23 protein-coding genes are annotated in these 21,900 nt (G+C 60.3%); 1 reads left to right on the top strand and 22 read right to left on the bottom strand.

All coding sequences use genetic code 11. The annotated features are described in order from the left end of the window. Nucleotides 1–386 precede the first annotated feature (386 nt). Nucleotides 387–746 carry a DUF6124 family protein gene (locus AC1DVF_RS12585; protein WP_460090191.1) on the top strand — a complete coding sequence of 120 codons (360 nt, stop codon included), beginning with the start codon at nucleotides 387–389 and terminating at the stop codon, nucleotides 744–746. Nucleotides 747–911: 165 nt separating this feature from the next. Here AC1DVF_RS12585 and AC1DVF_RS12580 read toward each other — a convergent pair whose 3' ends face one another. The 22 genes from AC1DVF_RS12580 to AC1DVF_RS12475 all read right to left on the bottom strand — a co-directional run bounded on the left by AC1DVF_RS12580 (nucleotide 912) and on the right by AC1DVF_RS12475 (nucleotide 21,748). Next, on the bottom strand, nucleotides 912–1,148 hold the full coding sequence (locus tag AC1DVF_RS12580; protein WP_477782529.1) for a hypothetical protein: 237 nt from the start codon (nucleotides 1,146–1,148) through the stop codon (nucleotides 912–914). Nucleotides 1,149–1,288: 140 nt separating this feature from the next. Next, nucleotides 1,289–2,428, bottom strand: a complete 1,140-nt coding sequence (flhB, locus tag AC1DVF_RS12575) for a flagellar biosynthesis protein FlhB (RefSeq protein ID WP_460090190.1) — start codon at nucleotides 2,426–2,428, stop codon at nucleotides 1,289–1,291. Nucleotides 2,429–2,431: 3 nt separating this feature from the next. Then, nucleotides 2,432–3,217, bottom strand: a complete 786-nt coding sequence (gene fliR / locus AC1DVF_RS12570) for a flagellar biosynthetic protein FliR (RefSeq protein WP_477782528.1) — start codon at nucleotides 3,215–3,217, stop codon at nucleotides 2,432–2,434. 3 nt (nucleotides 3,218–3,220) lie between these two features. Further along, nucleotides 3,221–3,490, bottom strand: coding sequence for a flagellar biosynthesis protein FliQ (gene fliQ / locus AC1DVF_RS12565; protein ID WP_038363854.1), 270 nt, complete (start codon nucleotides 3,488–3,490; stop codon nucleotides 3,221–3,223). Continuing rightward, complete coding sequence (gene fliP / locus AC1DVF_RS12560; protein WP_003222895.1) at nucleotides 3,487–4,245, bottom strand: flagellar type III secretion system pore protein FliP; 759 nt, start codon at nucleotides 4,243–4,245, stop codon at nucleotides 3,487–3,489. The genes fliQ and fliP overlap by 4 nt, the downstream gene beginning before the upstream one ends. After that, on the bottom strand, nucleotides 4,245–4,697 hold the full coding sequence (fliO, locus tag AC1DVF_RS12555; protein ID WP_477782527.1) for a flagellar biosynthetic protein FliO: 453 nt from the start codon (nucleotides 4,695–4,697) through the stop codon (nucleotides 4,245–4,247). The genes fliP and fliO overlap by 1 nt, the downstream gene beginning before the upstream one ends. Continuing rightward, nucleotides 4,698–5,147, bottom strand: coding sequence for a flagellar motor switch protein FliN (gene fliN / locus AC1DVF_RS12550; protein ID WP_008077656.1), 450 nt, complete (start codon nucleotides 5,145–5,147; stop codon nucleotides 4,698–4,700). Nucleotides 5,148–5,202: 55 nt separating this feature from the next. Then, entirely contained in the window at nucleotides 5,203–6,171 is a 969-nt protein-coding gene (gene fliM, locus AC1DVF_RS12545) for a flagellar motor switch protein FliM (RefSeq protein ID WP_003222890.1), read from the bottom strand. 9 nt (nucleotides 6,172–6,180) lie between these two features. Then, on the bottom strand, nucleotides 6,181–6,684 hold the full coding sequence (fliL, locus tag AC1DVF_RS12540; protein WP_007920033.1) for a flagellar basal body-associated protein FliL: 504 nt from the start codon (nucleotides 6,682–6,684) through the stop codon (nucleotides 6,181–6,183). Between the two features lie 919 nt (nucleotides 6,685–7,603). Further along, a complete protein-coding gene (locus tag AC1DVF_RS12535; RefSeq protein WP_477782526.1) occupies nucleotides 7,604–8,980 on the bottom strand; it encodes a flagellar hook-length control protein FliK in 1,377 nt (458 codons plus the stop codon). 104 nt (nucleotides 8,981–9,084) lie between these two features. Then, nucleotides 9,085–9,432 (bottom strand): Hpt domain-containing protein, encoded by a 348-nt coding sequence (locus tag AC1DVF_RS12530; RefSeq protein ID WP_186624404.1) that lies wholly within the window; start codon nucleotides 9,430–9,432, stop codon nucleotides 9,085–9,087. A 31-nt stretch (nucleotides 9,433–9,463) separates the two neighbouring features. After that, on the bottom strand, nucleotides 9,464–11,167 hold the full coding sequence (locus AC1DVF_RS12525; RefSeq protein ID WP_477782530.1) for an ATP-binding SpoIIE family protein phosphatase: 1,704 nt from the start codon (nucleotides 11,165–11,167) through the stop codon (nucleotides 9,464–9,466). Between the two features lie 5 nt (nucleotides 11,168–11,172). Next, a complete protein-coding gene (locus tag AC1DVF_RS12520; RefSeq protein ID WP_093439728.1) occupies nucleotides 11,173–11,478 on the bottom strand; it encodes an STAS domain-containing protein in 306 nt (101 codons plus the stop codon). Nucleotides 11,479–11,668: 190 nt separating this feature from the next. Continuing rightward, on the bottom strand, nucleotides 11,669–12,118 hold the full coding sequence (gene fliJ, locus AC1DVF_RS12515; RefSeq protein WP_093439724.1) for a flagellar export protein FliJ: 450 nt from the start codon (nucleotides 12,116–12,118) through the stop codon (nucleotides 11,669–11,671). 6 nt (nucleotides 12,119–12,124) lie between these two features. Then, nucleotides 12,125–13,483 (bottom strand): flagellar protein export ATPase FliI, encoded by a 1,359-nt coding sequence (gene fliI / locus AC1DVF_RS12510; RefSeq protein WP_093439720.1) that lies wholly within the window; start codon nucleotides 13,481–13,483, stop codon nucleotides 12,125–12,127. Beyond that, nucleotides 13,473–14,279, bottom strand: coding sequence for a flagellar assembly protein FliH (fliH, locus tag AC1DVF_RS12505; protein ID WP_477782525.1), 807 nt, complete (start codon nucleotides 14,277–14,279; stop codon nucleotides 13,473–13,475). The genes fliI and fliH overlap by 11 nt, the downstream gene beginning before the upstream one ends. A 4-nt stretch (nucleotides 14,280–14,283) precedes the next feature. Then, complete coding sequence (gene fliG, locus AC1DVF_RS12500; RefSeq protein ID WP_016771079.1) at nucleotides 14,284–15,303, bottom strand: flagellar motor switch protein FliG; 1,020 nt, start codon at nucleotides 15,301–15,303, stop codon at nucleotides 14,284–14,286. Then, on the bottom strand, nucleotides 15,296–17,083 hold the full coding sequence (gene fliF / locus AC1DVF_RS12495) for a flagellar basal-body MS-ring/collar protein FliF (RefSeq protein WP_477782524.1): 1,788 nt from the start codon (nucleotides 17,081–17,083) through the stop codon (nucleotides 15,296–15,298). The genes fliG and fliF overlap by 8 nt, the downstream gene beginning before the upstream one ends. Nucleotides 17,084–17,098: 15 nt before the next feature. After that, nucleotides 17,099–17,428 carry a flagellar hook-basal body complex protein FliE gene (gene fliE / locus AC1DVF_RS12490; protein ID WP_007920044.1) on the bottom strand — a complete coding sequence of 110 codons (330 nt, stop codon included), beginning with the start codon at nucleotides 17,426–17,428 and terminating at the stop codon, nucleotides 17,099–17,101. A gap of 128 nt (nucleotides 17,429–17,556) precedes the next feature. Next, on the bottom strand, nucleotides 17,557–18,948 hold the full coding sequence (locus AC1DVF_RS12485) for a sigma-54-dependent transcriptional regulator (protein ID WP_093439706.1): 1,392 nt from the start codon (nucleotides 18,946–18,948) through the stop codon (nucleotides 17,557–17,559). Between the two features lie 5 nt (nucleotides 18,949–18,953). Continuing rightward, complete coding sequence (locus AC1DVF_RS12480) at nucleotides 18,954–20,147, bottom strand: sensor histidine kinase (RefSeq protein ID WP_177413071.1); 1,194 nt, start codon at nucleotides 20,145–20,147, stop codon at nucleotides 18,954–18,956. 125 nt (nucleotides 20,148–20,272) lie between these two features. Then, nucleotides 20,273–21,748: a sigma-54 dependent transcriptional regulator gene (locus tag AC1DVF_RS12475; protein WP_007920053.1), complete on the bottom strand. Its 1,476-nt coding sequence runs from the start codon at nucleotides 21,746–21,748 to the stop codon at nucleotides 20,273–20,275. Nucleotides 21,749–21,900: the final 152 nt, after the last annotated feature.

Here is a 21,900-nt window from a genome sequence, read left to right as displayed (position 1 = left end):
GGCCAGTGAAGTCAGCGCAACGCGCCTCTTAAACTCTGGTGTTTAAAAGACACTTCAGGACACGCCTTCCAGGCTACAAATTCTTGCGCCATTGCCTACAGCTACGCCAGAATCCGCCGGCTTGTGCGCTTTGGGGGCGGGTTCTATTGTGGGTCGGTCGCTGACGAATCAGCGATCGGGTTTAGCGACTCGAATTCAAGTCAAAGGTGCATCGGCGTTCCAGGCTTCGTTGCGGATCTGTTTTTTCGCGATTTCGTCATGGTGGCTGTATGCGGGAGACCTTCGGGTCTGCCGGGTGCCTTTGACCGGTTCGCTAACCTGCGTACAGCCGCCACCCTCCTGTTTAGCGACAGGTTGTAGCGGCTCCACTTCAAAGGAGCTTCACCATGATCAAACCAACACCCAACCCACCCGAAATCGATCTCGCCTCCCCCTACGAATCCCTCGATTCAAAAAAGCTCAACGACGCCGCCGAACGCGCCCTCGATCACTACCTCTGCCCACCCGGCTCCACGCCCCCACCGCGTAAGACCCGCCGGATGTACGCCGTCACCGCCGACTTCAAAAACGAGGAACTGCTGGCCGATGCCAGCGAAACACTCGCCTCCGCCAGAACCATCGCCCATGACTTTGCCCATCTCGTACCCGCGTCGCAGCGCAGGACGCTGTTGGGGATTGCGCAACTGATCATGCTGGGAGAGCTGGCGGTGAATCGGGTGATGGATAATCTGGAGTTGCCGAACTAGTTCGGGTACTGATCGTTCCCACGCTCCTGCGTGGGAATGCCTCAACGGACGCTCYGCGTTCGGCTTTGGAAGGGAYGCGGAGCGTCCCGGGCTGCATTCCCACGCAGAGCGTGGGAACGATCATAAAAAACCGCCGCCCCGTTCARCGGYTTTGCAAWCGRTTGCTCAATACCGAAGGATTTTCACTTTTCCATTCTTGCTCCTGGGCAATTCGAACTCGACCTCGCCGCCCACTTTGATATTCGCCTGCCGGGCATCGGGCAATGGAATGCTGAATCGGTATTCTTTGGCGGTGAGAAAAAAACCCGTGGCTTCGGCAAAGGAAAGGGATCGTCCCGATTGCTTCGGCGTGATGGTGCCTCTCCCGGTTTTTTCATCGTAGCTGCTGAAAATACCTTTCATTGCCTTGCTCCCTTGCACTCGCTCGCCTGACCGCGCCAGGTTCGCGGCGCCACCTTGCATCAAACTGCAAAATCACGGGAAGCGCACCTGTCAGAGTTGACAGTAAAGGGAGATCTCAGACCAATGGCTGCACAGCAACGTCATGAGTCGCGACGCAGATCCGGCGGAATCGGCAAGTCGTCCTTGAGCGGATCCGGGCGCTTGCCCTTGCCGGCGCGGTACTGGCGGATCTGGTAGACGTAGGCCAGGACCTGCGCGACCGCGAGATACAGACCACCAGGAATTTCCTGCTCGAGTTCGGTGGAGTAGTAGATCGAACGCGCCAGCCCCGGCGATTCGAGGAGCATGACGTTGTTGGCTACGGCGATTTCGCGGATTTTCAGGGCGAGGAAGTCGCTGCCCTTGGCCAGCAGCACGGGTGCGCCGCCCTTCTCCGAGTCGTACTTGAGCGCGACGGCGTAGTGGGTCGGGTTGGTGATGACCACGTCGGCGTCGGGAATCGCCGCCATCATGCGCCGTTGAGACATTTCGCGCTGGGTCTGGCGGATGCGCTGTTTGACCTCCGGGCGACCCTCCTGATCCTTGTGCTCGTCGCGCACTTCCTGCTTGGTCATCAGCAGTTTCTTGTGGGCTTCCCAGAGCTGCACCGGCACATCGACAGCCGCGATGATGATCAGGCCGCAGGCCAGCCACAATGTGCTCCAGCCGACCAGCGTGACGCTGTGGATGATCGCCATTTCAAGTGGCTCGTGGGCGATCCGCAAAAAGTCATCGACGTCCGCCGACAACACTGCCAACGCCACGCCCAGTGTGATGAGGAACTTGGCCAGGGCCTTGAGCAGTTCGACCACAGCCTTGAACGAGAACATCCGCTTCAGGCCTGCCGCCGGGTTCATCCGGCTGAACTTGGGCGCCATGGAGCCGGCCGCGAACAGCCAGCCGCCGAGGGAAATCGGCCCGATCAGCGCCGCCAGCAACAGGGTGATCATGATCGGCTGGATCGCCAGCAGCGCCATCTGGCCTGACTGCAACAGAAACGCGCCCATGGAACCCTGATCCATGATCACTTCGCGCGACAGCGTGAAGTTCAGGCGCATCAGCTCCATCAGGTCCTCGGCCAGCATGCCGCCAAACACCAGCAGCGCACCAGCACCGGCCATGGTCACGGCCAGGGTGTTGAGTTCTTTGGAGCGGGCAATCTCACCCTTCTCACGGGAATCCTTTTTGCGTTTGTCCGTGGGGTCTTCTGTTTTGTCCTGACCGCTTTCGCTCTCTGCCATGACTCAGCGCGCCCGTGCCAGTTCGCGTAACAGCTGCAAGGCCTCGCTGGCCAGTGGCTGATACTGATTGAGAATGTCCGCCAGACCGACCCAGACGATAAACAGACCGAGCACCAGGGTCAGCGGGAAACCGATGGAGAAAATGTTCAGTTGCGGCGCCGCGCGGGTCATCACGCCAAACGCGATGTTGACCACCAGCAACGCCGTCACCGCCGGCAACACCAGCAACAATGCGGCGCCCAGCACCCAGCCGAGTTTGCCGGCCAGTTCCCAGTAATGCGCGGTCATCAGACCGCTGCCGACCGGTAGCGTGGTGAAGCTTTCAGTGAGGACTTCGAAGACCACCAGATGGCCGTTCATCGACAGGAACAGCAAAGTCACCAGCATGGTGAAGAACTGCCCGATCACCGCCACCGACACACCGTTGGCCGGGTCGACCATCGAGGCGAAGCCCATGCCCATCTGAATCGCGACAATCTGCCCGGCGACGGCAAAGGCCTGGAAAAACAGTTGCAGGGAAAACCCCAGCACCGCACCGACCAGAATCTGCTCGGCTATCAGCAGCAAGCCACTGAGATCCAGCGGGCTGACCGCCGGCATCGGCGGCAGGCTCGGCGCAATACACACGGTGATGGCCACGGCGAAATACAGGCGCACCCGGCGCGACACCAACGTCGTGCCGAACACCGGCATGACCATCAGCATCGAGGCGACGCGAAATAGCGGCAACATGAACGACGCCACCCAGGTACTGATCTGGGTGTCGGTCAGCTGAAGCAGCGATTGCATGGCTTAGCCGATGACCATCGGGATGTTTTTGTACAACTGAATGATGTATTCCATGAAGGTCTGCACGATCCACGGACCACCGATGATCAACGTGACCAGCATCACCAGCAGACGCGGGAGGAAGCTCAGGGTCTGTTCGTTGATCTGGGTCGCGGCCTGGAACATCGCCACCAGCAAGCCGACCAACAGGCTCGGCACTACCAGAATCGCGACCATCAGGGTGGTCAGCCACAACGCTTCACGAAAGATATCGACCGCAACTTCCGGCGTCATGGCGAGACACCTCCGAAACTGCTGGCCAGGGTGCCGATGATCAGCGCCCAGCCATCGACCAGCACGAACAGCATGATTTTGAACGGCAGCGAGATGATCAGCGGCGAGAGCATCATCATACCCATCGCCATCAGCACACTGGCCACGACCAGGTCGATGATCAGGAACGGAATGAAGATCATGAAGCCGATCTGGAACGCGGTTTTAAGCTCGGAGGTGACGAATGCCGGCACCAGAATGGTCAGCGGCGCCTGATCCGGCGTGGCGATGTCGGTGCGCTTGGACAGGCGCATGAACAGCTCCAGATCGCTGGTGCGGGTCTGCGCGAGCATGAAGTCCTTGATCGGCACCTGAGCTTTTTCGACCGCTTGCTGGGCGGTGAGCTTTTCCGCCAGATACGGTTGCAGCGCATCGTTGTTCACCCGGTCGAACACCGGGGCCATGATGAACATGGTGAGGAACAGCGCCATGCCGGTGAGGATCTGGTTCGACGGCGTCTGTTGCAGGCCGAGGGCCTGACGCAGGATCGAGAAGACGATGATGATCCGGGTGAAACTGGTCATCAGAATAACGGCCGCCGGAATGAAGCTCAGGGCGGTCATGATCAAGAGGATCTGCAGACTGACCGAATACTCCTGCGCGCCATCGGCGTTGGTGCCTAGCGTGATCGCCGGGATCGACAACGGATCGGCGGCGAATGCCAGCGGCGCGGCCAGCATCAGGGCCAGCGTCAAGACGATGCGTAACGCACCCATTACTTCTTATCCTTCTGATCCTTGCCGAGAATCTTCAGCAGATGCTGGGCAAATTCCGGGGTCGCTTTCTCGCTGGTGTTCGGCACCTCGACCGGCTCTTTGAGCACGTRCAGCGCGGTGATGGTGCCGGGGCTGAGGCCGAGCAGAATCTGCTCGTTGCCGACCTGCACCAGCAGCAAACGGTCACGCGGGCCGAGCGCGCGCGAACCGATCAGCTCGATCACCTGGCCCTTGCCTGCCGGACCTGCCTGCTGCACCCGGCGCAACAGCCAGGCGAGGAAGAAGATCAACCCCAGCACCAGCAACAGGCCGAACACCAGTTGCGTCAGTTGCCCAGCCACGCCGCTGTTGACCATCGGCGCGGTGGCGGCTGGCACTGTGGTCGCCGTTGAAGGCTCGGCGGCCAGCACGCTCAATGGCAATGCCAGCAAAGCCCAGAGAAACCGTTTCACTCAGCGCAGCTTCTTGATGCGTTCGCTTGGGCTGATCACGTCAGTCAGACGGATGCCGAACTTCTCGTTGACCACCACCACTTCACCGTGCGCAATCAGCGTGCCGTTAACCAGCACGTCCAGCGGCTCACCGGCCAGACGATCAAGCTCGATTACCGAACCCTGGTTGAGTTGCAGCAGGTTGCGGATGTTGATGTCGGTGCTGCCGACTTCCATCGAAATCGACACCGGGATGTCGAGGATCACGTCCAGGTTCGGGCCGTCGAGGGTCACCGGGTCGTTGTTCTTCGGCACGCTGCCGAACTCTTCCATCGGCAGGCGCGAGCCGCTGGATGCGTCAGCCGCCAGCAGCGCGTCGATGTCAGCTTGACCATCACCGGTTTCTTCCAGGGCCGCAGCCCATTCGTCAGCCAGTGCCTGGTCGTCCTGGGCGTTCATATCGTCGTTCATCATTTGTCCTCGGCGGGCAAAAATTCAGTTAAATGCTTGGGGTAGGAGCGCCGTTTCAGCGACGCTCGATCGGCTCGATCACTTGCAACGCGAGGTTGCCTTTGTGCGAGCCCATCTTGACCTTGAAGGCCGGCACGCCGTTGGCGCGCATGATCATGTCTTCCGGCATTTCGACCGGGATCACGTCACCCGGCTGCATGTGCAGGATGTCGCGCAGTTTCAACTGGCGGCGCGCCACGGTAGCGCCGATGGGTACGTCGACATCGAGGACGTCCTGACGCAGCGCGTTGACCCAGCGCTCGTCCTGATCGTCGAGGTCGGACTGGAAACCGGCGTCGAGCATTTCGCGCACCGGCTCGATCATCGAGTACGGCATGGTCACGTGCAGGTCGCCGCCGCCGCCATCGAGTTCGATGTGGAACGTGGAGACCACGATCGCTTCGCTCGGGCCGACGATGTTGGCCATGGCCGGGTTCACTTCCGAGTTGATGTACTCGAAATTGACTTCCATGATCGCCTGCCAGGCTTCTTTCAAATCGACGAAAGCCTGCTCCAGCACCATGCGCACCACACGCAGTTCGGTCGGGGTGAATTCACGCCCTTCGATCTTGGCGTGACGGCCGTCGCCGCCGAAGAAGTTGTCCACCAGTTTGAACACCAGTTTGGCGTCAAGAATGAACAGCGCGGTGCCGCGTAATGGTTTGATCTTGACCAGGTTGAGGCTGGTCGGTACGTACAACGAATGCACGTATTCGCCGAACTTCATCACCTGCACGCCACCGACGGCAACGTCCGCCGAGCGGCGCAGCATGTTGAACATGCTGATGCGGGTATAGCGGGCAAAACGCTCGTTGATCATTTCCAGAGTCGGCATGCGTCCACGGACGATGCGGTCCTGACTGGTCAGGTCGTAGCTTTTGACACTGCCGGGTTCGGCAGCATTATCGGTCTGTACCAGACCATCGTCGACGCCATGCAACAGCGCGTCGATTTCATCCTGGGACAGCAGATCCTGCACGGCCATGTCGTGTTCCTACTGCAGTACGAAATTAGTGAAAAGCAACTGTTCGATCACCACTTTGCCCAGCTCTTTCTGCGCCACTTCCTGGACGCTGGCGGTGGCCTTCTGGCGCAACATCTCCTGGCCGACCGGGGTCGCCAAGGTGGCGAAATCCTGACCGGAGAAGAGCATCACCAGGTTGTTGCGGATCACCGGCATGTGCACTTTGAGCGCTTCCAGATCAGCCTGATTACGCGCCAGCATGGTGATGCTCACCTGCATGTAGCGCTGACGGCCGTTCTGGTTGTAGTTGGCGACAAAGGCCGGCGCCATCGGCTCGAAAATCGCCGGCTGCTTGCCGACAGGCGCTGCATCAGCGGCTTCGGCAGGCTTGCTCTGAGCGCTGTGCATGAAGAACCAGGTCGCCCCCACGGACGCGCCAATGGCCAGCAGCAACGCCAGCACGATCACAATGATCAGCTTGAGTTTGCCTTTGGTTGCGGGGTCTTTCACTGCTGCTGTTTCGCTCTTCGCCATGCCAATAATCCGTCACTAATCGGGTTTTCACAGTCGCACGGCAAGGCAAGAGCAAGTGTTATGCCAGAAGTGTCGGCCGTAGCGCAGACAACGCTAAAGTCAAAGGCACCCTCACCCCAGCCCTCTCCCGGAGGGAGAGGGGGCCGACCGAGGTGTCTTGCGTTAAACATCGACGTGAAAGACCCAGTCGATTAGAGATTYACAGCAGAAGTATCAGACCGGCGTACTTCAAGAGCATCCCCCAATCAGTCCCCTCTCCCTCCGGGAGAGGGCTAGGGTGAGGGTTTTCAGGTGGCCGACCGAAGTGCAAGACGTCAAACACCGACCTGAAAGACCAAGTCGATTACGGATTCACAACAGGAGTATCAGGTCGGCGTACTTCAAGAGCATCCCCCAATCAGTCCCCTATCCCTCCGGGAGAGGGCTAGGGTGAGGGTTTTCAGGGGGCCGACCGAGGTGCAAGACGTCAAACACCGACCTGCAAGACCAAGTCGATTATGGATTCACAACAGGAGTATCCGGTCGGCGTACTTCAAGAGCATCCCCCAATCGGTCCCCTCTCCCTCTGGGAAGGGCTAGGGTGAGGGTTTTCAAGGGGCCGACCGAGATGTCAGACGCCAAACATCGACCTGAAAGACCGAGTCGATTGGAGATTCACAGCAGAAGTATCAGGTCGGCGTACTTCAAGAGCATCCCCCAATCAGTCCCCTCTCCCTCTGGGAGAGGGCTAGGGTGAGGGTTTTCAGGGGGCCGACCGAGATGTCGGACGTCAAACATCGACCTGAAAGACCAAGTCGATTATGGATTCACAGCAGCAGTATCMGGTCGGCGCACTTCAAGAGCATCCCCCAATCAGTCCCCTCTCCCTCCGGGAGAGGGCTAGGCGGGCGGCGTTCCGATGAGGGGCTCTTGATTTTGATCAGGCGTAATAGTCGACCGCGCTGCTGCCAATCACGCTGGTGGTTTGAGCAGCAACTTCAGCAATAGCGGCAGGCGCCAATTCGTCATCCGCCGAATCGAGGCGTCCGCCGGCCGCGCTGGTGCGACCACTCTGGCCCTGCTGCGCCTGTTCCTGACCTTGTTGCCCCTGCCAGCCACGGTTCTGGTCGGAGACATTGACGTCGACCTGACCCATGCCCTGCTGGTTGAACATTTCGCGCAGGCGATGCATCTGGCCGTCCAGCGCTTCTCGCACGCTTGGATGCGCGCTCATAAAGGTCACTTGGGTCTGCTGGTCCGGAACCATGTTGACGCGAATATCCAATCGCCCCAGTTCAGCCGGCTGCAGCTGAATGTCCGCCGCCTTCAGATTGGCACTCGACAGATACATGACGCGATTGACCACTTCTTCAGTCCAGCCGCTCTGGTGCATGGCGATCGGCTGATTCACCGGTACCGCGTTCGCTGTCTTCGGCGTGGCCGCCTGCGTCAGTGCCGCCAGACGGTTGGCGAAGTCATCGACGCGGGTATCGCTGGTCGCAGTCTTGAGATCTTTGAGGCCATCGTCGATCAAGCCGCTGAACGCTTTGTCACCACCCTGGCTGGTGCTGTCCTTGTCGGCTTGCACGTCGAGCATACTGGCCATGCCGGCGGCGAAGGTTTGCGCGGAAGTCAATTCACCGTCGGCCTGAGCCTGAGCCGGCGACGCTTTCGGTTGCGCCTGGCTGGCGGCGGAAATGTGCCCGCCCTGCTCCATCGCCATGCGCACGGCTGGCATCGAGTCGAGCGGATCGGCCGAGGGGTCGAAATCGCTGTCGGTGGCCGGTGCCGGTGCCGGATCTTTGACCGTACCCGGCAGTGCGGCAAGCGCAGGCGTTTCGGCTTCAGGCTGGGCACTCGCGACGACCGCCGGAGTCTGCACAACTGGCGCCGTGACTACCGGCTGCACAGCGGTTGCCAATGCCGGATCGAGCGTCGGATCAACCGGCGCCGCGTCTACCACTGGCGTCTGGGCGGTGTCTGTGTTGTCGTCGCTGCTGGCGGTGCTGTCATCGGTCGCTGCGGTTTTGTCGGCAGGCAAGTCGTTGCCGCTATCGGCAACCGCCGGCTGTGCAGCGGCAGACTGATCTTTGCCGATGTCCTTTTTGCCGCTGTTGTCAGCGACCTTGTCGCGCGCCGACTTCGGCGAATTGTCAGCGGTGGCGACAGGCTTGCTCGACCCCTGATCGGCGAACACTTTAGCGAAGCTTGAGGCTTTATCCCCGGTGTCTACGGCCATAGCCGACGATTTGGCCGAGGCAGCTTGCGCCTTGGCCTGAGCGGCATTCTGAAGAAGGATGTTGGGGGTCGCAGGCATGAAACGGTCTCCGCTGCACTGGGATCGTAGGTACAGTTGCGGAGATAACTGCAAGTGCCGGGCCAGTTTTGCCCGGCGCTCGTAAAAAGCGCCGGACGGCGGGATCAGTGCGTGTGAGCAGGATGTTTTTCGCTTTCATAAACCGGGCGAACTTCAGCAAATTCGCCACTGATCTGAGCGACCAGTTTGACTATTTCCGCCGGGCTCTTATTTTTGGCTTCCGACTCCAGCTCCTGGCAGAGCGCCGCCAAACGGACAGCCCCCATATTGCTGGCGCTGCCCTTGAAGCTGTGGGCAACTTCCGACAAGACCTTGGCATCCACCGCTTTTCGCAGATCAACCAAGCGACTTTCGGAATCCGTCAGAAAGGTATCCAGCAGTTCTGGATAACCCTCCTCCATCACATCGCGCAGTACTCTCAGCGCCTCGCGATCAATATGTGTGTCAGTCACTTGTTCACTCCTTGATCAAGAATTGCGCGAATTATGCCTCAACCTCCCAGGAAAACTCCACGCAGGCACTACGACCTTCGTCCGACCAACTGGCGTTATGCCCCAATTGCCGGACCAGACTGACGCCGCGCCCCGACAAACGGATACCGTCCAGCGGCCTTTCCATGACTCGCGCCACATCAAAACCCTTGCCGCTGTCCTCAACGCGAATCACCAGCCGGCCGCCCTCGCCTTGTGGCTGCACCTGCAGATGCACACGGACAAAGCCATCCTGCAGCGCCTCCAGCCGATCGTTGCGCTGCTGATAATAGCGAGCAAAACCCGCCGCATCGCGCTTGAGGCTGGAGTCCAGCCCCAGCACGCCATGTTCCAGTGCATTGGAATACAACTCGGCCAGCACGCTGTACAAAGCACCACTCTGCGCCCGCAACCCATGCACCTCAAGCAGCAACTGCAACAGGTACGGCAACGGATTGAAGCGCTTGAGCGTGGCGCCACAAAACTCGAAGCTCACCGACCAGTCGAGCGGGCACGACTGGCCGCTGTCGGAATACACCGGCGCCGACGGCTTGACCTGCGCCGGCTCCAGCAGGCTGACCTCGACCATGCTGACATCGTCGCGCGCCTCGCCACGAAAATCCCGCAGCGCCTGCTCGATATCCTCGAACAAGCGATCCGGCTCGCGGTTGGCGGCGAACACCTGCTGCAAACGCTCGACGCCGAACAGTTGATCACTGGCGTCACTGGTGTCGATCACCCCGTCGGACAACAGAAACACCCGATCACCGACGGCCATCGGATGCACTTCCGTACGGTCATCGAACGCCTGTGCACTCAGCACCCCCAACGGCAAGTGCCGCGCGGCCAGCGGCACACGCTCGCCAGTGGCAATCCGATGCAGATAACCGTCAGGCATGCCACCGTTCCACACTTCGACCGAACGCCGCTGAAAACTCAGGCACAGCAACGTGGCACAACAGAACATGTCCACCGGCAGGATGCGCTTGAGCTTGGCATTCATCTCGCGCAGGGTTTCGGCCAGGCCATAGCCCTTGGCGGTCATGCCATAGAACACCTCGGCCAGGGGCATCGCCCCGACGGCTGCCGGCAGGCCATGGCCAGTGAAATCGCCTAACAGCACATGCATGTCCCCTGCCGGCGTGTAGGCCGCCAGCAGCAGGTCACCGTTGAACAAGGCATAGGGCGATTGCAGGTAGCGGATGTTCGGCGCACTCAGGCAACCGGAATGCGCCACTTTGTCGAAAACGGCTTTGGCCACACGCTGTTCGTTGAGCAGGTAATCATGGTGTTTGGCGATCAGGTCGCGCTGCTGCAGCACGGTTGCCTGCAAGCGGCGCAAGCGATCCATCGCCTTGATTTTGGCGGCGAGGATCACCTGGTTGTAAGGCTTCGCCAGAAAGTCGTCGCCACCGGCCTCCAGACAACGGGCCAGCGCTTCGCTTTCAGTCAGCGAGGTGAGGAAGATGATCGGCACCAGCGTCTCGCCCGCCAGCGCCTTGATCTGCCGCGCGGCTTCGAAGCCGTCCATGACCGGCATCATCGCGTCCATCAGCACCAGATCGGGTTGCTGCCGGCGAAACAGATCGACCGCTTCGGCACCGTTGGCCGCCGTCAAGACGTTATGGCCCTGACGACGGACGATGGTCGACAGCAACAGGCGATCGGCGGCGCTGTCTTCGGCGATCAGTATGGTCAGCGGCTCTTGCGCCTGCATGGTCGTCAAGTGATGTCGAATAGTTTGTCGAAATTGGAGATGGCGAGGATCTTCTTCACATCGGAGCTGCTGTTGACGACTCGCACGTCCGAGTTATCGCCGCCGGCGTGATCGCGCAGCAGGAGCAGCATGCCCAGTGCGGAGCTGTCGAGGTAGGTGGCTTCTTTCAGGTCGACCACAATGGATTCAGGCTTGGTGTCGAGCCGCTCATAGGAATCGCGAAATTCCTGATGGCGACCAAAATCAAATCGACCCTTGACGGAAATCGTCAGCTTTTGACCATCCGGAGAGACTTCTGTAACGACTGACATTGACTGGCTTCCTTGTCATTGACGAACCTGTACAAGGTTTAGCACTTGGTAGACCCATGGGCAAGGTGCAACACCGGATCAAATGTGGGAGCGAGCCTGCTCGCGAAGGCATCGTGCCAGTCAACAATTGAGTCAACTGACCGATTGCATTCGCGAGCAGGCTCGCTCCCACAGGGTTTCGCGGTGCAATTTAGAAGGGATTCTGTCGCGGCAAACGCTGTGACAATTCATCGAGCAACTTCTGCTCGCGCTTGTCTTCGAGACGTTGCGCCTCTTCGCGATAACGCTGCACCAGTTTGCGCAAACCTTCGACCTTGGCGAACGCCTGTTGCCATTCCTCACGCGCCTTGTCGAGCTTGTTCTGGTGCCAGACCAGACTCTGGCGCTGCTGGTCGACGGCGGTGTCGAGTTGCGCCAGAAAGCCCTGAAAACCCAGCAGCCACTGCCCGCTCACGCCGGTACTGCCGCGCACGATCCATTGCTGCGAGTAATCCAGACGAAAGGCATTGAGGTCGGCGAGTTTGCTTTCTGCGACTTTAACCTGACCCTGAAAATAGCCCAGCCGTTGCACGGCGGTTTTCTCGGCCTGTTCGGCCATGTCCACCACCGGAGCCAGGCGCGCAGCGCGGCTGACGGCCATGGCCGGTTACCCGCCCGCCGCAGGGGCGAACAAGGTCTCGAGATAGGCCTGGCTTTCACCCATGTTGATTTTGTCGTTGAGGCCCTGACGCTGGTAGCGCACCAACTGCGGTTGCAGGGAAATCGCCAGATCGGTCTCGCGGTCGCCGCCGGCAACGTAGGCGCCGACGCTGATCAGATCGCGGCTCTGCTGATAACGCGACCACAACTGTTTGAAGTACTGCGCGCGCTGCATGTGTTCCGGCGAAACCACCGCCGGCATTACCCGGCTGATCGACGCTTCAATGTCGATGGCCGGATAGTGCCCTTCCTCGGCCAGACGCCGGGACAGCACGATGTGACCATCAAGTACGCCTCGAGCCGAGTCGGCAATCGGATCCTGCTGGTCATCGCCTTCGGACAACACCGTATAGAACGCGGTAATCGAACCACCGCCCTTCTCCGCATTACCGGCACGCTCAACCAGTTTCGGCAATTTGGCGAACACTGACGGCGGATACCCCTTGGTTGCCGGCGGTTCGCCGATGGCCAAGGCGATTTCCCGCTGCGCCTGGGCGAAACGGGTCAGCGAATCCATCAGCAGCAGGACGTTCTTGCCCTTGTCGCGGAAATACTCGGCAATTCGCGTGCAATACATGGCGGCGCGCAGGCGCATCAGCGGCGCATCGTCCGCAGGGGATGCGACGACCACGGAACGCTTGAGACCTTCTTCACCGAGGATGTGCTCGATGAATTCCTTAACTTCTCGACCCCGCTCACCGATCAGGCCAACGACGATGATGTCGGCCTCGGTGAAGCGGGTCATCATGCCCAGCAACACCGATTTACCGACACCGGTACCGGCGAACAGACCCAGACGCTGGCCGCGACCGACCGTCAGCAAACCGTTGATGCAACGGATACCAACGTCCAGCGGTACGCTGATCGGGTCACGGTTGAGCGGGTTGATCGTCGGGCCGTCCATTGGCACCCAGTCTTCGGCCTTCATCCCGCCCTTGCCGTCCAGCGCACGACCGGCGCCGTCGAGGACGCGCCCGAGCATGCTCATGCCCATCGGCAAGCGACCGGTATCAGCCAGTGGTACCACACGGGCGCCCGGGGCGATGCCGGCAACGCTGCCGACCGGCATCAGAAAAACTTTGCTGCCGGAAAACCCCATGACTTCCGCTTCGACCTGGGACGGGTGATAGCTGTCGTCATTGATCACCAGGCAGCGCGTGCCCATGGCGGCGCGCAGGCCTTCGGCTTCGAGGGTGAGGCCGACCATGCGCAGCAGGCGACCTTCAAGAATCGGCGCGCCGGCAATCTCGGTGGCCTCAGCGTAAGTGCTCAGGCGCTTGGCGAAACTGGTGCGTTCAAGGCGCATCGGGTTCGTCCGCGAGCGGCTCGTCAGGTGTGGCCCCCGGTTTTACGTCTTCTGGAATATCCAGACTCAGATCCGCCTCGGCCGGGTGCAACGCCTGCTCGTGCAACTGATCGAACAGTTTGGCCATGACCTGAGCGACACGGGTTTCGATGCTGGCATCGATGCGGCTGTGCTCGGTTTCAACCCGGCAGCCACCCGGCAACAGCGATTCATCTTCGACGATGCGCCAGGTTTCATCATGACGTTCGCGCAAGGCCTTGGCCTGTTCGAAGTCCTGCGGATTGACGTACAGACGCACGTTTTCCACACCCAGCGGCAACAGCTTGAGCGCATCGCGCATGACGTGTTCGATCTGGCTGGAATCAATGGCCAGTTCGCGCTTGATCACCTGTTTGGTGATGTGCTGCACGAGGTCGACCAGCGATTTTTCGATCTGCGTGTCTTGCTCAGCGATGGGTTCGAACAGGTTCGCCATCAACTGCTCAAGGCTGGCAAGTTTTGCCGCCAGCGCCACTTCAGCTTCCTGACGAACCTTGAGCGTGGCGCTGTGAAAGCCTTCTTTCTCGCCGATGCCGAAGCCTTCGTTGTAAGCCTCCTGACGGATGCTTTCGAGTTCTTCCAGGGTCAGTGGCTGGACTTCTTCCAGCGGCACCTCTTCCATTTCCGGCGGTTCGGGTTCCGGCTCTGGCTCGGGTTCCGGTTTCGGCGGATCGAAGCTGGGCATGGCCCAGGATTCGAAACCACGGACATCGCGGGCACGGATCAGATCCGTCACATCGTCGTCGTGCTTGTCCATGGGCTTAGATCATTTCCTCGCCACCTTTGCCACCGAGTACGATCTCGCCGGCTTCGGCCATACGACGGGCAATGGTGAGGATTTCTTTCTGCGCGGTTTCGACATCGCTGACGCGCACCGGGCCTTTGGCCTCGAGGTCGTCGCGCAACAGTTCGGCAGCACGTTTGGACATGTTCTTGAAGATCTTCTCTTTGACACCTTCGTCCGAACCCTTGAGGGCCAGCACCAGCACGTCCGAGGACACTTCGCGCAGCAACGCCTGAATGCCACGGTCGTCGACATCGGCGAGGTTGTTGAACACGAACATGAGGTCCTCGATCTGACCGGACAGGTCTTCGTCGACTTCGCGGATCGAATCCATGAGCTGGCCTTCGATCGAGCTGTCGAGGAAGTTCATGATGTCGGCCGCACGCTTGATACCACCCAGGGTGGTGCGCGAGGCATTCGAGTTGCCGGAGAACTGCTTCTCGAGAATCTGGTTGAGTTCTTTCAGTGCTGCTGGCTGTACGGTGTTCAACGACGAGACGCGCAGGATGATGTCCAGACGCACCTTGTGGTCGAAGTTGCCGAGCACTTCACCGGCCTGATCCGGGTCGAGGTACGCCACCACGATCGCTTGAATTTGCGGGTGCTCGTAACGGATCACGTCGGCAACGGCGCGCGGCTCCATCCATTTCAGGCTGTCGAGGCCACTGGTGTTGCCACCGAGCAGGATGCGGTCGATCAGGCCGTTGGCCTTGTCTTCACCCAGGGCCTGAGTGAGCATTTTGCGCACGTAGTCGTCGGAACCGACGCCGAGGCTGGTCTGGTCGCCGACGATATCGACGAACTCGCTCATGACCTGCTCGACCTGCTCGCGATGGACGTTGCCCATCTGGGCCATGGCCACGCCGACACGCTGAACCTCTTTCGGGCCCATGTGGCGCAGCACTTGTGCGGCGTCGGTCGAACCCAGGGACAGCAGCAGAATCGCGGCTTTGTCGACCTTGGTCAGTTTGACGGTAGCGGCTCGGTTATCACTCATCTGCGTTAATCCACTCTTTCACGACCTGAGCCACGCGACCCGGATCCTCGGCCACCAGACTCTTGATTGCATTCAGTTGCGCGTCATAACCCTCACTTGGGCTCGGCAACAGAATGCTCTGCGGACCACCGAGGCTTACGCGGTCGTTGGCCAGGTCGCCGTCCAGGCCGCCCATCCCACCGAGTTCCACGTCGCTGCCCAGACCGGCCAGCTCCTTGCCTTTGCCGCCGCCGGTAATGTTGTTGAGCACCGGACGCAGCACACCAAACACCAGCACCAGGATGAACAACACACCCAGCACTTGTTTGACGATGTCCCAGAACCATGGCTGGGAGTAGAACGGAATATCGGCAATCACTTCGCCGCGCTCGGCGGAGAACGGCATGTTGATCACGCTGACGCTGTCGCCACGACTGGCGTCGAAACCGACGGCGTCCTGGACCAGACGAGTGAAACGCGCCAATTCGTCGGCGCTCCACGGCGCGCGTGTGGTTTCGCCGTTGGCCGCGTTGACCTTGACCTGATCGTCGACCACCACCGACACCGACAGGCGATTCAGGCGACCCTGCTGCTGTTTGGTGTGGCTGATGGAACGGTCGAGTTCGAAGTTCTTGGTCGATTGTTGACGCTTGTCTGCCGGGTATGGTGCGAGCATCGGCTGGCCGGTGGCCGGGTCCATGATCTGCTGACCGTTGGCGTCAACCAATGGCTGGCCTGGCTGCACCATAGCGGCCGGCGCGGCGGCGCCACCGGTGGTTTGCGGCGCCGAGGCTGGCGACGGCGGCTGGTTGCTCAGGGCACCCGGCACACCTTGCGGGCCATTGCTGGCGGTGCGTTGTTCGTTGACCGACTGCTCGCTGCGCAACGCCGGTTGATCCGGGTTGAACTGCTCGGCAGTCGACTCGACGGCATTGAAATCGATGTCGGCCGAGACCTCAGCCTTGTAGCGATCATTGCCCAATACCGGCTGCAGAATGTTGTGCACGCGCTGGGTGAGCATGCTTTCCATGCGGCGGCTGTAATCGAACTGCTTGCCGGCCATGGTCATTTCGGAGTTCTCCGCCTGATCAGAGAGCAGGTTGCCCTTCTGGTCGACGACGGTGATCTGCGACTTGCTCAATTCAGGAACGGAGGTGGCCACCAGGTTGATGATCGCCACCACCTGACCCGGCTCCAGCGAACGACCGGAATACAACTCGACCAGAATCGAAGCACTTGGCTTGCGTTCATCACGCACGAACACCGAACTCTTCGGAATCGCCAGGTGCACGCGGGCACCCTTGACGTTGTTCAAGCTGGAGATGGTCCGCGCCAGTTCACCTTCGAGGCCACGACGGTAGCGCGTCGCTTCCATGAACTGACTGGTGCCCAGCCCCTGTTCCTTGTCGAGGATTTCAAAACCGATGTTGCCGTCGCTGGGAGTGACACCAGCAGCGGCGAGTTTCATCCGCGCACGGGACAGGTCATCGGCCTTGACCAGCAAGGCGCCGGAGTTCGGTTCGACGGTGTAAGGAATGTCAGCAGAGGCCAGGGTGTCCATGACCTGCTTGGCGTCCATGCCGGCAAGACTGCCGTACAACGGACGGTAATCCGGCTGCTGCGACCACAGCACCACGGCAAAGCCAATCGCCACGCTCGCAKCCAGGCCGACCAACAGGCCCACCTGACGCAGCATGGTCATCTCGGAGAGGTTTTCCAGGAAGGACAGGCCGAACAGCGGCGGTTTGCCGTCTATCGGGGTGGCCTTGGCCGGAACGTTATCGGCGACTGCTTCTGCCATGACTCAATCTCGTCCTTAAACCGGCATCTGCATGATGTCTTGATAAGCCTGAACCAGCTTGTTGCGCACCTGGGTCAGAGCCTGGAACGACACGCTGGCTTTTTGCGAAGCGATCATCACGTCCGTCAGATCGACGCCGCTCTTGCCCACTTCGAATGCGTTGGCCAACTGAGTCGACGCGGTCTGGGTATCGCTGACCTTGTTGATCGCCTGACCGAGCATGTCGGAAAAGCTGCTGCCTCCCAACTCAGGGACAGCGGTCGTCGATTTCGGCGCAGACATGGCATCCAGCTTCATGGCCTTCATGTCTGTCATCAACCGATTAAATTCAATACCTTGGCTCATGGTCTACTCTCTTGGGCGGCCCGCAATTTTTTGACACTCACTCGGCGGGTACACAGGTATTAGCAACAAGGGTGCCAGCTCATGGGCACCCCTTTCAGAAAAGCGTTTTCAAATCGTTGCGCCAGACGTCAGGTGGCGAACAGATAACCTTCGACGTCCATCCCGGCATCGCGCATTTGCGCCAGCTTGTAGCGCAGGGTGCGCGGGCTGATACCGAGCTTTTCCGCCGCTTCCTTTCGTCGGCCGCGCTCGGCGCGCAGGGTGTCGATGATCATCTGAAACTCCCGGCGCCGCAGGTCATCGCCCAGTGCACCGGCGGAATCCGCTTCGATTTCCACCTCGCGAAGCACCGCTGACACCGGCGCGACGACGGGCATCGCGGTGTACGTCACGGGACCGGCCAGACAGAAATCCTGCGGCTGAATCAAACCGCCCTGCTGCAAGATCAGCGCACGCTGAATGGCGTTATCCAGCTCACGCACATTGCCCGGCCACGGGTAAGCGGTCAGGCAAGCTTGCGCTTCAGGTGAGAGTTTCGCCGCCGCGTGCTTCATTTTATTGACGTGTTTGGCCAGCAACCTTTCGGCCAGCGGCAGGATATCGGCAGTGCGCTCGCGAAGTGGACGCCAGGCCAAGGGGAAAACCGACAGACGGTAAAAAAGGTCTTCACGGAAACGCCCCGCCGCCACTTCGCCCGCCAGATCACGGTTGGTGGTGGCGACCACGCGAATATCCAGGGCAATCGGTTTACGCGCCCCGACGCGCTCGACCTCGCGCTCCTGCAACACGCGCAGGAGTTTGGCTTGCAGGCCGAGGGGCATTTCGGAGATTTCGTCGAGCAACAGCGTGCCGCCGTCGGCTTGTTCGAACTTGCCGGCCTGCGCCGCGATGGCGCCGGTGAACGAACCCTTCTCGTGGCCGAACAACGTGGCTTCGAGCATGTTGTCCGGGATCGCCGCACAGTTGATCGCAATGAACGGCTGGCTGGCGCGATGGGATTGCTGGTGAATGTAGCGCGCCAACACTTCTTTACCGGTGCCGGATTCGCCGGAGATCAGCACTGTCGAATCGCTGCGCGCCACCCGCGCTGCCAGCTCCAGCAACTGCGCACTGGCCGGCTCGACGGCCACCGGACCGTCGCCGTCGCTTGTGCCAATACTGCCTAGCGCATGCCGTGCCACCAGATCCAGCAAGGCCTTGGGTTCAAACGGCTTGACCAGATAGTCGGCCGCGCCCTGGCGCATCGCATCGACCGCACGCTCGACCGCGCCGTGCGCCGTCATCAGCAACACCGGCAATTGCGGTTGGCGGGCCCGCAACAGCGAGAGTAACTGGTGACCGTCCATGCCCGGCATGTTGACGTCGCTGACCACCAGATTGAACGCCTCACGCGCCACCGCCGTCAGCGCGTCTTCAGCGCAGCCGACCGCATGGTAATCGTGCCCGGCCAGCAACAACGTATCGGCCAGCGCCTCGCGCAATGAGCGGTCATCCTCGACCAGCAAAACCTTGATGCCCATGTCTTTTACTCAGCTCCGTGTACAGCAGAAAACAGCGGCAGGATCACCTGCGCGCACGTGCCGCGCCCGACCCGCGAACGCAGCAGCAATTCTCCCTGATGCGCACGGGCCACAGCCTTGACCACGGTCAGGCCGAGGCCGGTGCCGGTGACTTTGGTGGTAAAAAATGGCTCGCCGAGCCGCGCCAGAACCGCAGGCTCGATGCCGCTGCCACTGTCGCTGATACTCAGATGCAGGTTGTTGTCACGGGTGTAGCAATGCACTTTCAGGCGGACGTCGCCGACACTGGCCTGAATGGCGTTTTCGATCAGGTTCAGCAGCGCTCCGACCAGCGTGTCGCGGTTGCACAGCAGCTCACCGGCATGACTGTCGCACTGCCAGCGGATGGGCAGATCCTGGACATGCGTCAGCGCCGCCGCTTGCAGTGCCTGCATCAAGCTATTCGGGGTCAGGCGATCGGTCAGCGGCAACTCACCGCGAGCGAAGACCAGCATGTCGCGCACTTGGTGCTCGAGTTCGTGCAGGCGCTCTTTCAGGCGCCCGGCGAAACGCTGCTGGGTAGCGACCGGCAATTGCTGCTCAGTCAAATGACTGGCATAGAGCAATGCAGCGGATAGCGGAGTGCGGATCTGATGGGCCAGCGAGGCGACCATACGCCCCAGCGAGGACAAGCGCTCGTGGCGTGCCAGTTGATCTTGCAGATGACGGGTTTCTGTCAGGTCATTGAGCAGCACCAGTTGCCCCGGCTCGGCATCCAGCGAACGGGTGGCGATAGACAGGCGTCGACCATTTTTCAAGGAAACTTCATGACCGTCGTCTTCACGCGGGGCAAAGCAACGCGCAATCACATGGCGCCACAGCTCGCCCTCAAGCGGCAAGCCGAGCAGTTCGATAGCGGCAGGATTAGATTCGCGCACCATGCCGTGACCGTCGATGACGATGACGCCACCGGGCAACAGATCAAGGAGGTTTTGCAGGCGGTTGGCCAAGCGTTCTTTTTCCGCCAGCTCCTGCATGCGCTGGGCACTGACGACTGCGAGCTCACCCTTGAGCTCGGTTACCCGTGCCTCAAGCATGCTGTAGGAGTCCGTCAGCTGGCTGGACATCTGGCTGAACAGCTCGAATGCCTGCTCCAGGCCCTGTCGGCTTGCCTGCTCTACGGAGGACGGCTGCCCCTCGGGACTGGAGGCAGTAGACATCTGGGCGTGGGGCATTGTGCTTTCTCGCTTGGCTGACCGTCAGTTAAACGGAACGTTGCGAGGGCTGTAGCAATACCCGTGCCTAAAAAAAACTGCTTATAAATGAAGCAGTTGAAAAACAGGCGTCAATCCTCCGCCTGTTCATCTCCATCGCGCCGGCTCATGCCGTACTTGCGCATCTTCTCCACCAGGGTGGTGCGACGGATACGCAGGCGCTCAGCCGCACGCGCCACAATGCCATTGGCATCGTCCAACGCCTGCTGAATCAGGCCTTGCTCCAGACCACCGAGGTAGTCTTTCAGGTCCAGGCCTTCCGGCGGCAGCATGGCGTTGGCGGTGAAGTCCGGCGTATGACCGTTGATCGCCACGCGCTCTTCGAGATCGCTGCGCAGGCTGTCGACCATTTGCTCGTCTTCGTCGTCGACGTAGCGGAATTTCTTCGGCAGCTCGACCACGCCGATCACCCCGTACGGATGCATGATCGCCATGCGCTCCACCAGGTTGGCCAGCTCGCGGACGTTGCCCGGCCAGCCGTGACGGCACAGCGACATGATCGCTGCCGAGTTGAAGCGGATCGAACCGCGCTTCTCGTGTTCCATGCGCGAGATCAGTTCGTTCATCAGCAAAGGAATATCTTCGACGCGCTCACGCAGCGGCGCCATCTCGATCGGGAACACGTTCAGGCGATAGTAAAGGTCTTCGCGGAAGGTGCCGATCTCGATCATGCTTTCGAGATTCTTGTGGGTCGCGGCGATGATGCGCACATCGACGCTCTGGGTCTTGTTGCTGCCCACGCGCTCGAAGGTGCGCTCCTGCAGGACGCGCAGCAGCTTGACCTGCATCGGCAGTGGCATGTCGCCGATTTCGTCGAGGAACAGGGTCCCGCCATTGGCCAATTCGAAGCGGCCGGCACGGCTGGTGATCGCGCCGGTAAAGGCGCCCTTCTCGTGACCGAACAATTCGCTTTCGAGCAGCTCTGCCGGGATCGCCCCGCAGTTGACCGGCACGAATGGTGCGTCGCGGCGCTTGGAATGGTAATGCAGGTTGCGCGCAACCACTTCCTTGCCAGTGCCGGACTCACCGAGGATCAGTACGCTGGCATCGGTGTCGGCGACTTGCTGCATCATCTGGCGCACGTGCTGAATCGCACGGCTGGTGCCGACAAGGCTGCGGAACAGATTGGGTTCGCGATGACGACCGCGCTCGCGTGCCTGGTCGTACATCTCGCGATAGACCTGGGCACGGTGCAGGGAGTCGAGCAATTTGCTGTAGCTGGGAGGCATTTCGAGGGTCGAAAGCACTCGGCGACGCTGGTCTTCAGGCAAGTCAACGGAAGAATTATCGCCCATCAACAAAACCGGAAGGAACTCATCCCAGGTTGAGAGTGTCTTTAGCAAGCCCAAAAGCGCACCAGGAGCATTAACCGTCCCGATCAGTACGCAAATGACCTCACGACTAGACGACAAAGAGCCGACTGCCTGCTGCCAGTCATGGCTGCCGCAGGGTAAATTTTCTTCGCCAAGAAAATTTAGAATCACCGCCAGGTCGCGGCGGCGGACGCTATCGTCATCGATCAGCAGAATTTTGGTTTCACGCCACATGCAATAGCAACTTCCCTAGTCAACTCAATGCCCAAAATAAGGGGCAAGCGAGACGCTTGCAGGACACCATGTGCCTGTAGACGCCTGAAATCTGAAAACAGCCACTAGTTAAGTCAAAAAACCGTGCACAGTCAAATTTATGGCGCACATGT

Source organism: Pseudomonas sp. P4_D7 (assembly GCF_056401755.1).
The sequence above is the reverse complement of the archived record's forward strand: the minus strand, read 5'-3'. Positions and strand labels throughout refer to the sequence as shown.

Bases quoted from the DNA above. Each gene is read 5' to 3' on its own strand.
- AC1DVF_RS12585 (WP_460090191.1), top strand. From the start codon at position 387: ATGATCAAACCAACACCCAACCCACCCGAAATCGATCTCGCCTCCCCC.
- AC1DVF_RS12580 (WP_477782529.1), bottom strand. From the start codon at position 1,148: ATGAAAGGTATTTTCAGCAGCTACGATGAAAAAACCGGGAGAGGCACC.
- flhB (WP_460090190.1), bottom strand. From the start codon at position 2,428: ATGGCAGAGAGCGAAAGCGGTCAGGACAAAACAGAAGACCCCACGGAC.
- fliR (WP_477782528.1), bottom strand. From the start codon at position 3,217: ATGCAATCGCTGCTTCAGCTGACCGACACCCAGATCAGTACCTGGGTG.
- fliQ (WP_038363854.1), bottom strand. From the start codon at position 3,490: ATGACGCCGGAAGTTGCGGTCGATATCTTTCGTGAAGCGTTGTGGCTG.
- fliP (WP_003222895.1), bottom strand. From the start codon at position 4,245: ATGGGTGCGTTACGCATCGTCTTGACGCTGGCCCTGATGCTGGCCGCG.
- fliN (WP_008077656.1), bottom strand. From the start codon at position 5,147: ATGAACGACGATATGAACGCCCAGGACGACCAGGCACTGGCTGACGAA.
- fliM (WP_003222890.1), bottom strand. From the start codon at position 6,171: ATGGCCGTGCAGGATCTGCTGTCCCAGGATGAAATCGACGCGCTGTTG.
- fliL (WP_007920033.1), bottom strand. From the start codon at position 6,684: ATGGCGAAGAGCGAAACAGCAGCAGTGAAAGACCCCGCAACCAAAGGC.
- AC1DVF_RS12535 (WP_477782526.1), bottom strand. From the start codon at position 8,980: ATGCCTGCGACCCCCAACATCCTTCTTCAGAATGCCGCTCAGGCCAAG.
- AC1DVF_RS12525 (WP_477782530.1), bottom strand. From the start codon at position 11,167: ATGCAGGCGCAAGAGCCGCTGACCATACTGATCGCCGAAGACAGCGCC.
- AC1DVF_RS12520 (WP_093439728.1), bottom strand. From the start codon at position 11,478: ATGTCAGTCGTTACAGAAGTCTCTCCGGATGGTCAAAAGCTGACGATT.
- fliJ (WP_093439724.1), bottom strand. From the start codon at position 12,118: ATGGCCGTCAGCCGCGCTGCGCGCCTGGCTCCGGTGGTGGACATGGCC.
- fliI (WP_093439720.1), bottom strand. From the start codon at position 13,483: ATGCGCCTTGAACGCACCAGTTTCGCCAAGCGCCTGAGCACTTACGCT.
- fliH (WP_477782525.1), bottom strand. From the start codon at position 14,279: ATGGACAAGCACGACGACGATGTGACGGATCTGATCCGTGCCCGCGAT.
- fliG (WP_016771079.1), bottom strand. From the start codon at position 15,303: ATGAGTGATAACCGAGCCGCTACCGTCAAACTGACCAAGGTCGACAAA.
- fliE (WP_007920044.1), bottom strand. From the start codon at position 17,428: ATGAGCCAAGGTATTGAATTTAATCGGTTGATGACAGACATGAAGGCC.
- AC1DVF_RS12485 (WP_093439706.1), bottom strand. From the start codon at position 18,948: ATGGGCATCAAGGTTTTGCTGGTCGAGGATGACCGCTCATTGCGCGAG.
- AC1DVF_RS12480 (WP_177413071.1), bottom strand. From the start codon at position 20,147: ATGTCTACTGCCTCCAGTCCCGAGGGGCAGCCGTCCTCCGTAGAGCAG.
- AC1DVF_RS12475 (WP_007920053.1), bottom strand. From the start codon at position 21,748: ATGTGGCGTGAAACCAAAATTCTGCTGATCGATGACGATAGCGTCCGC.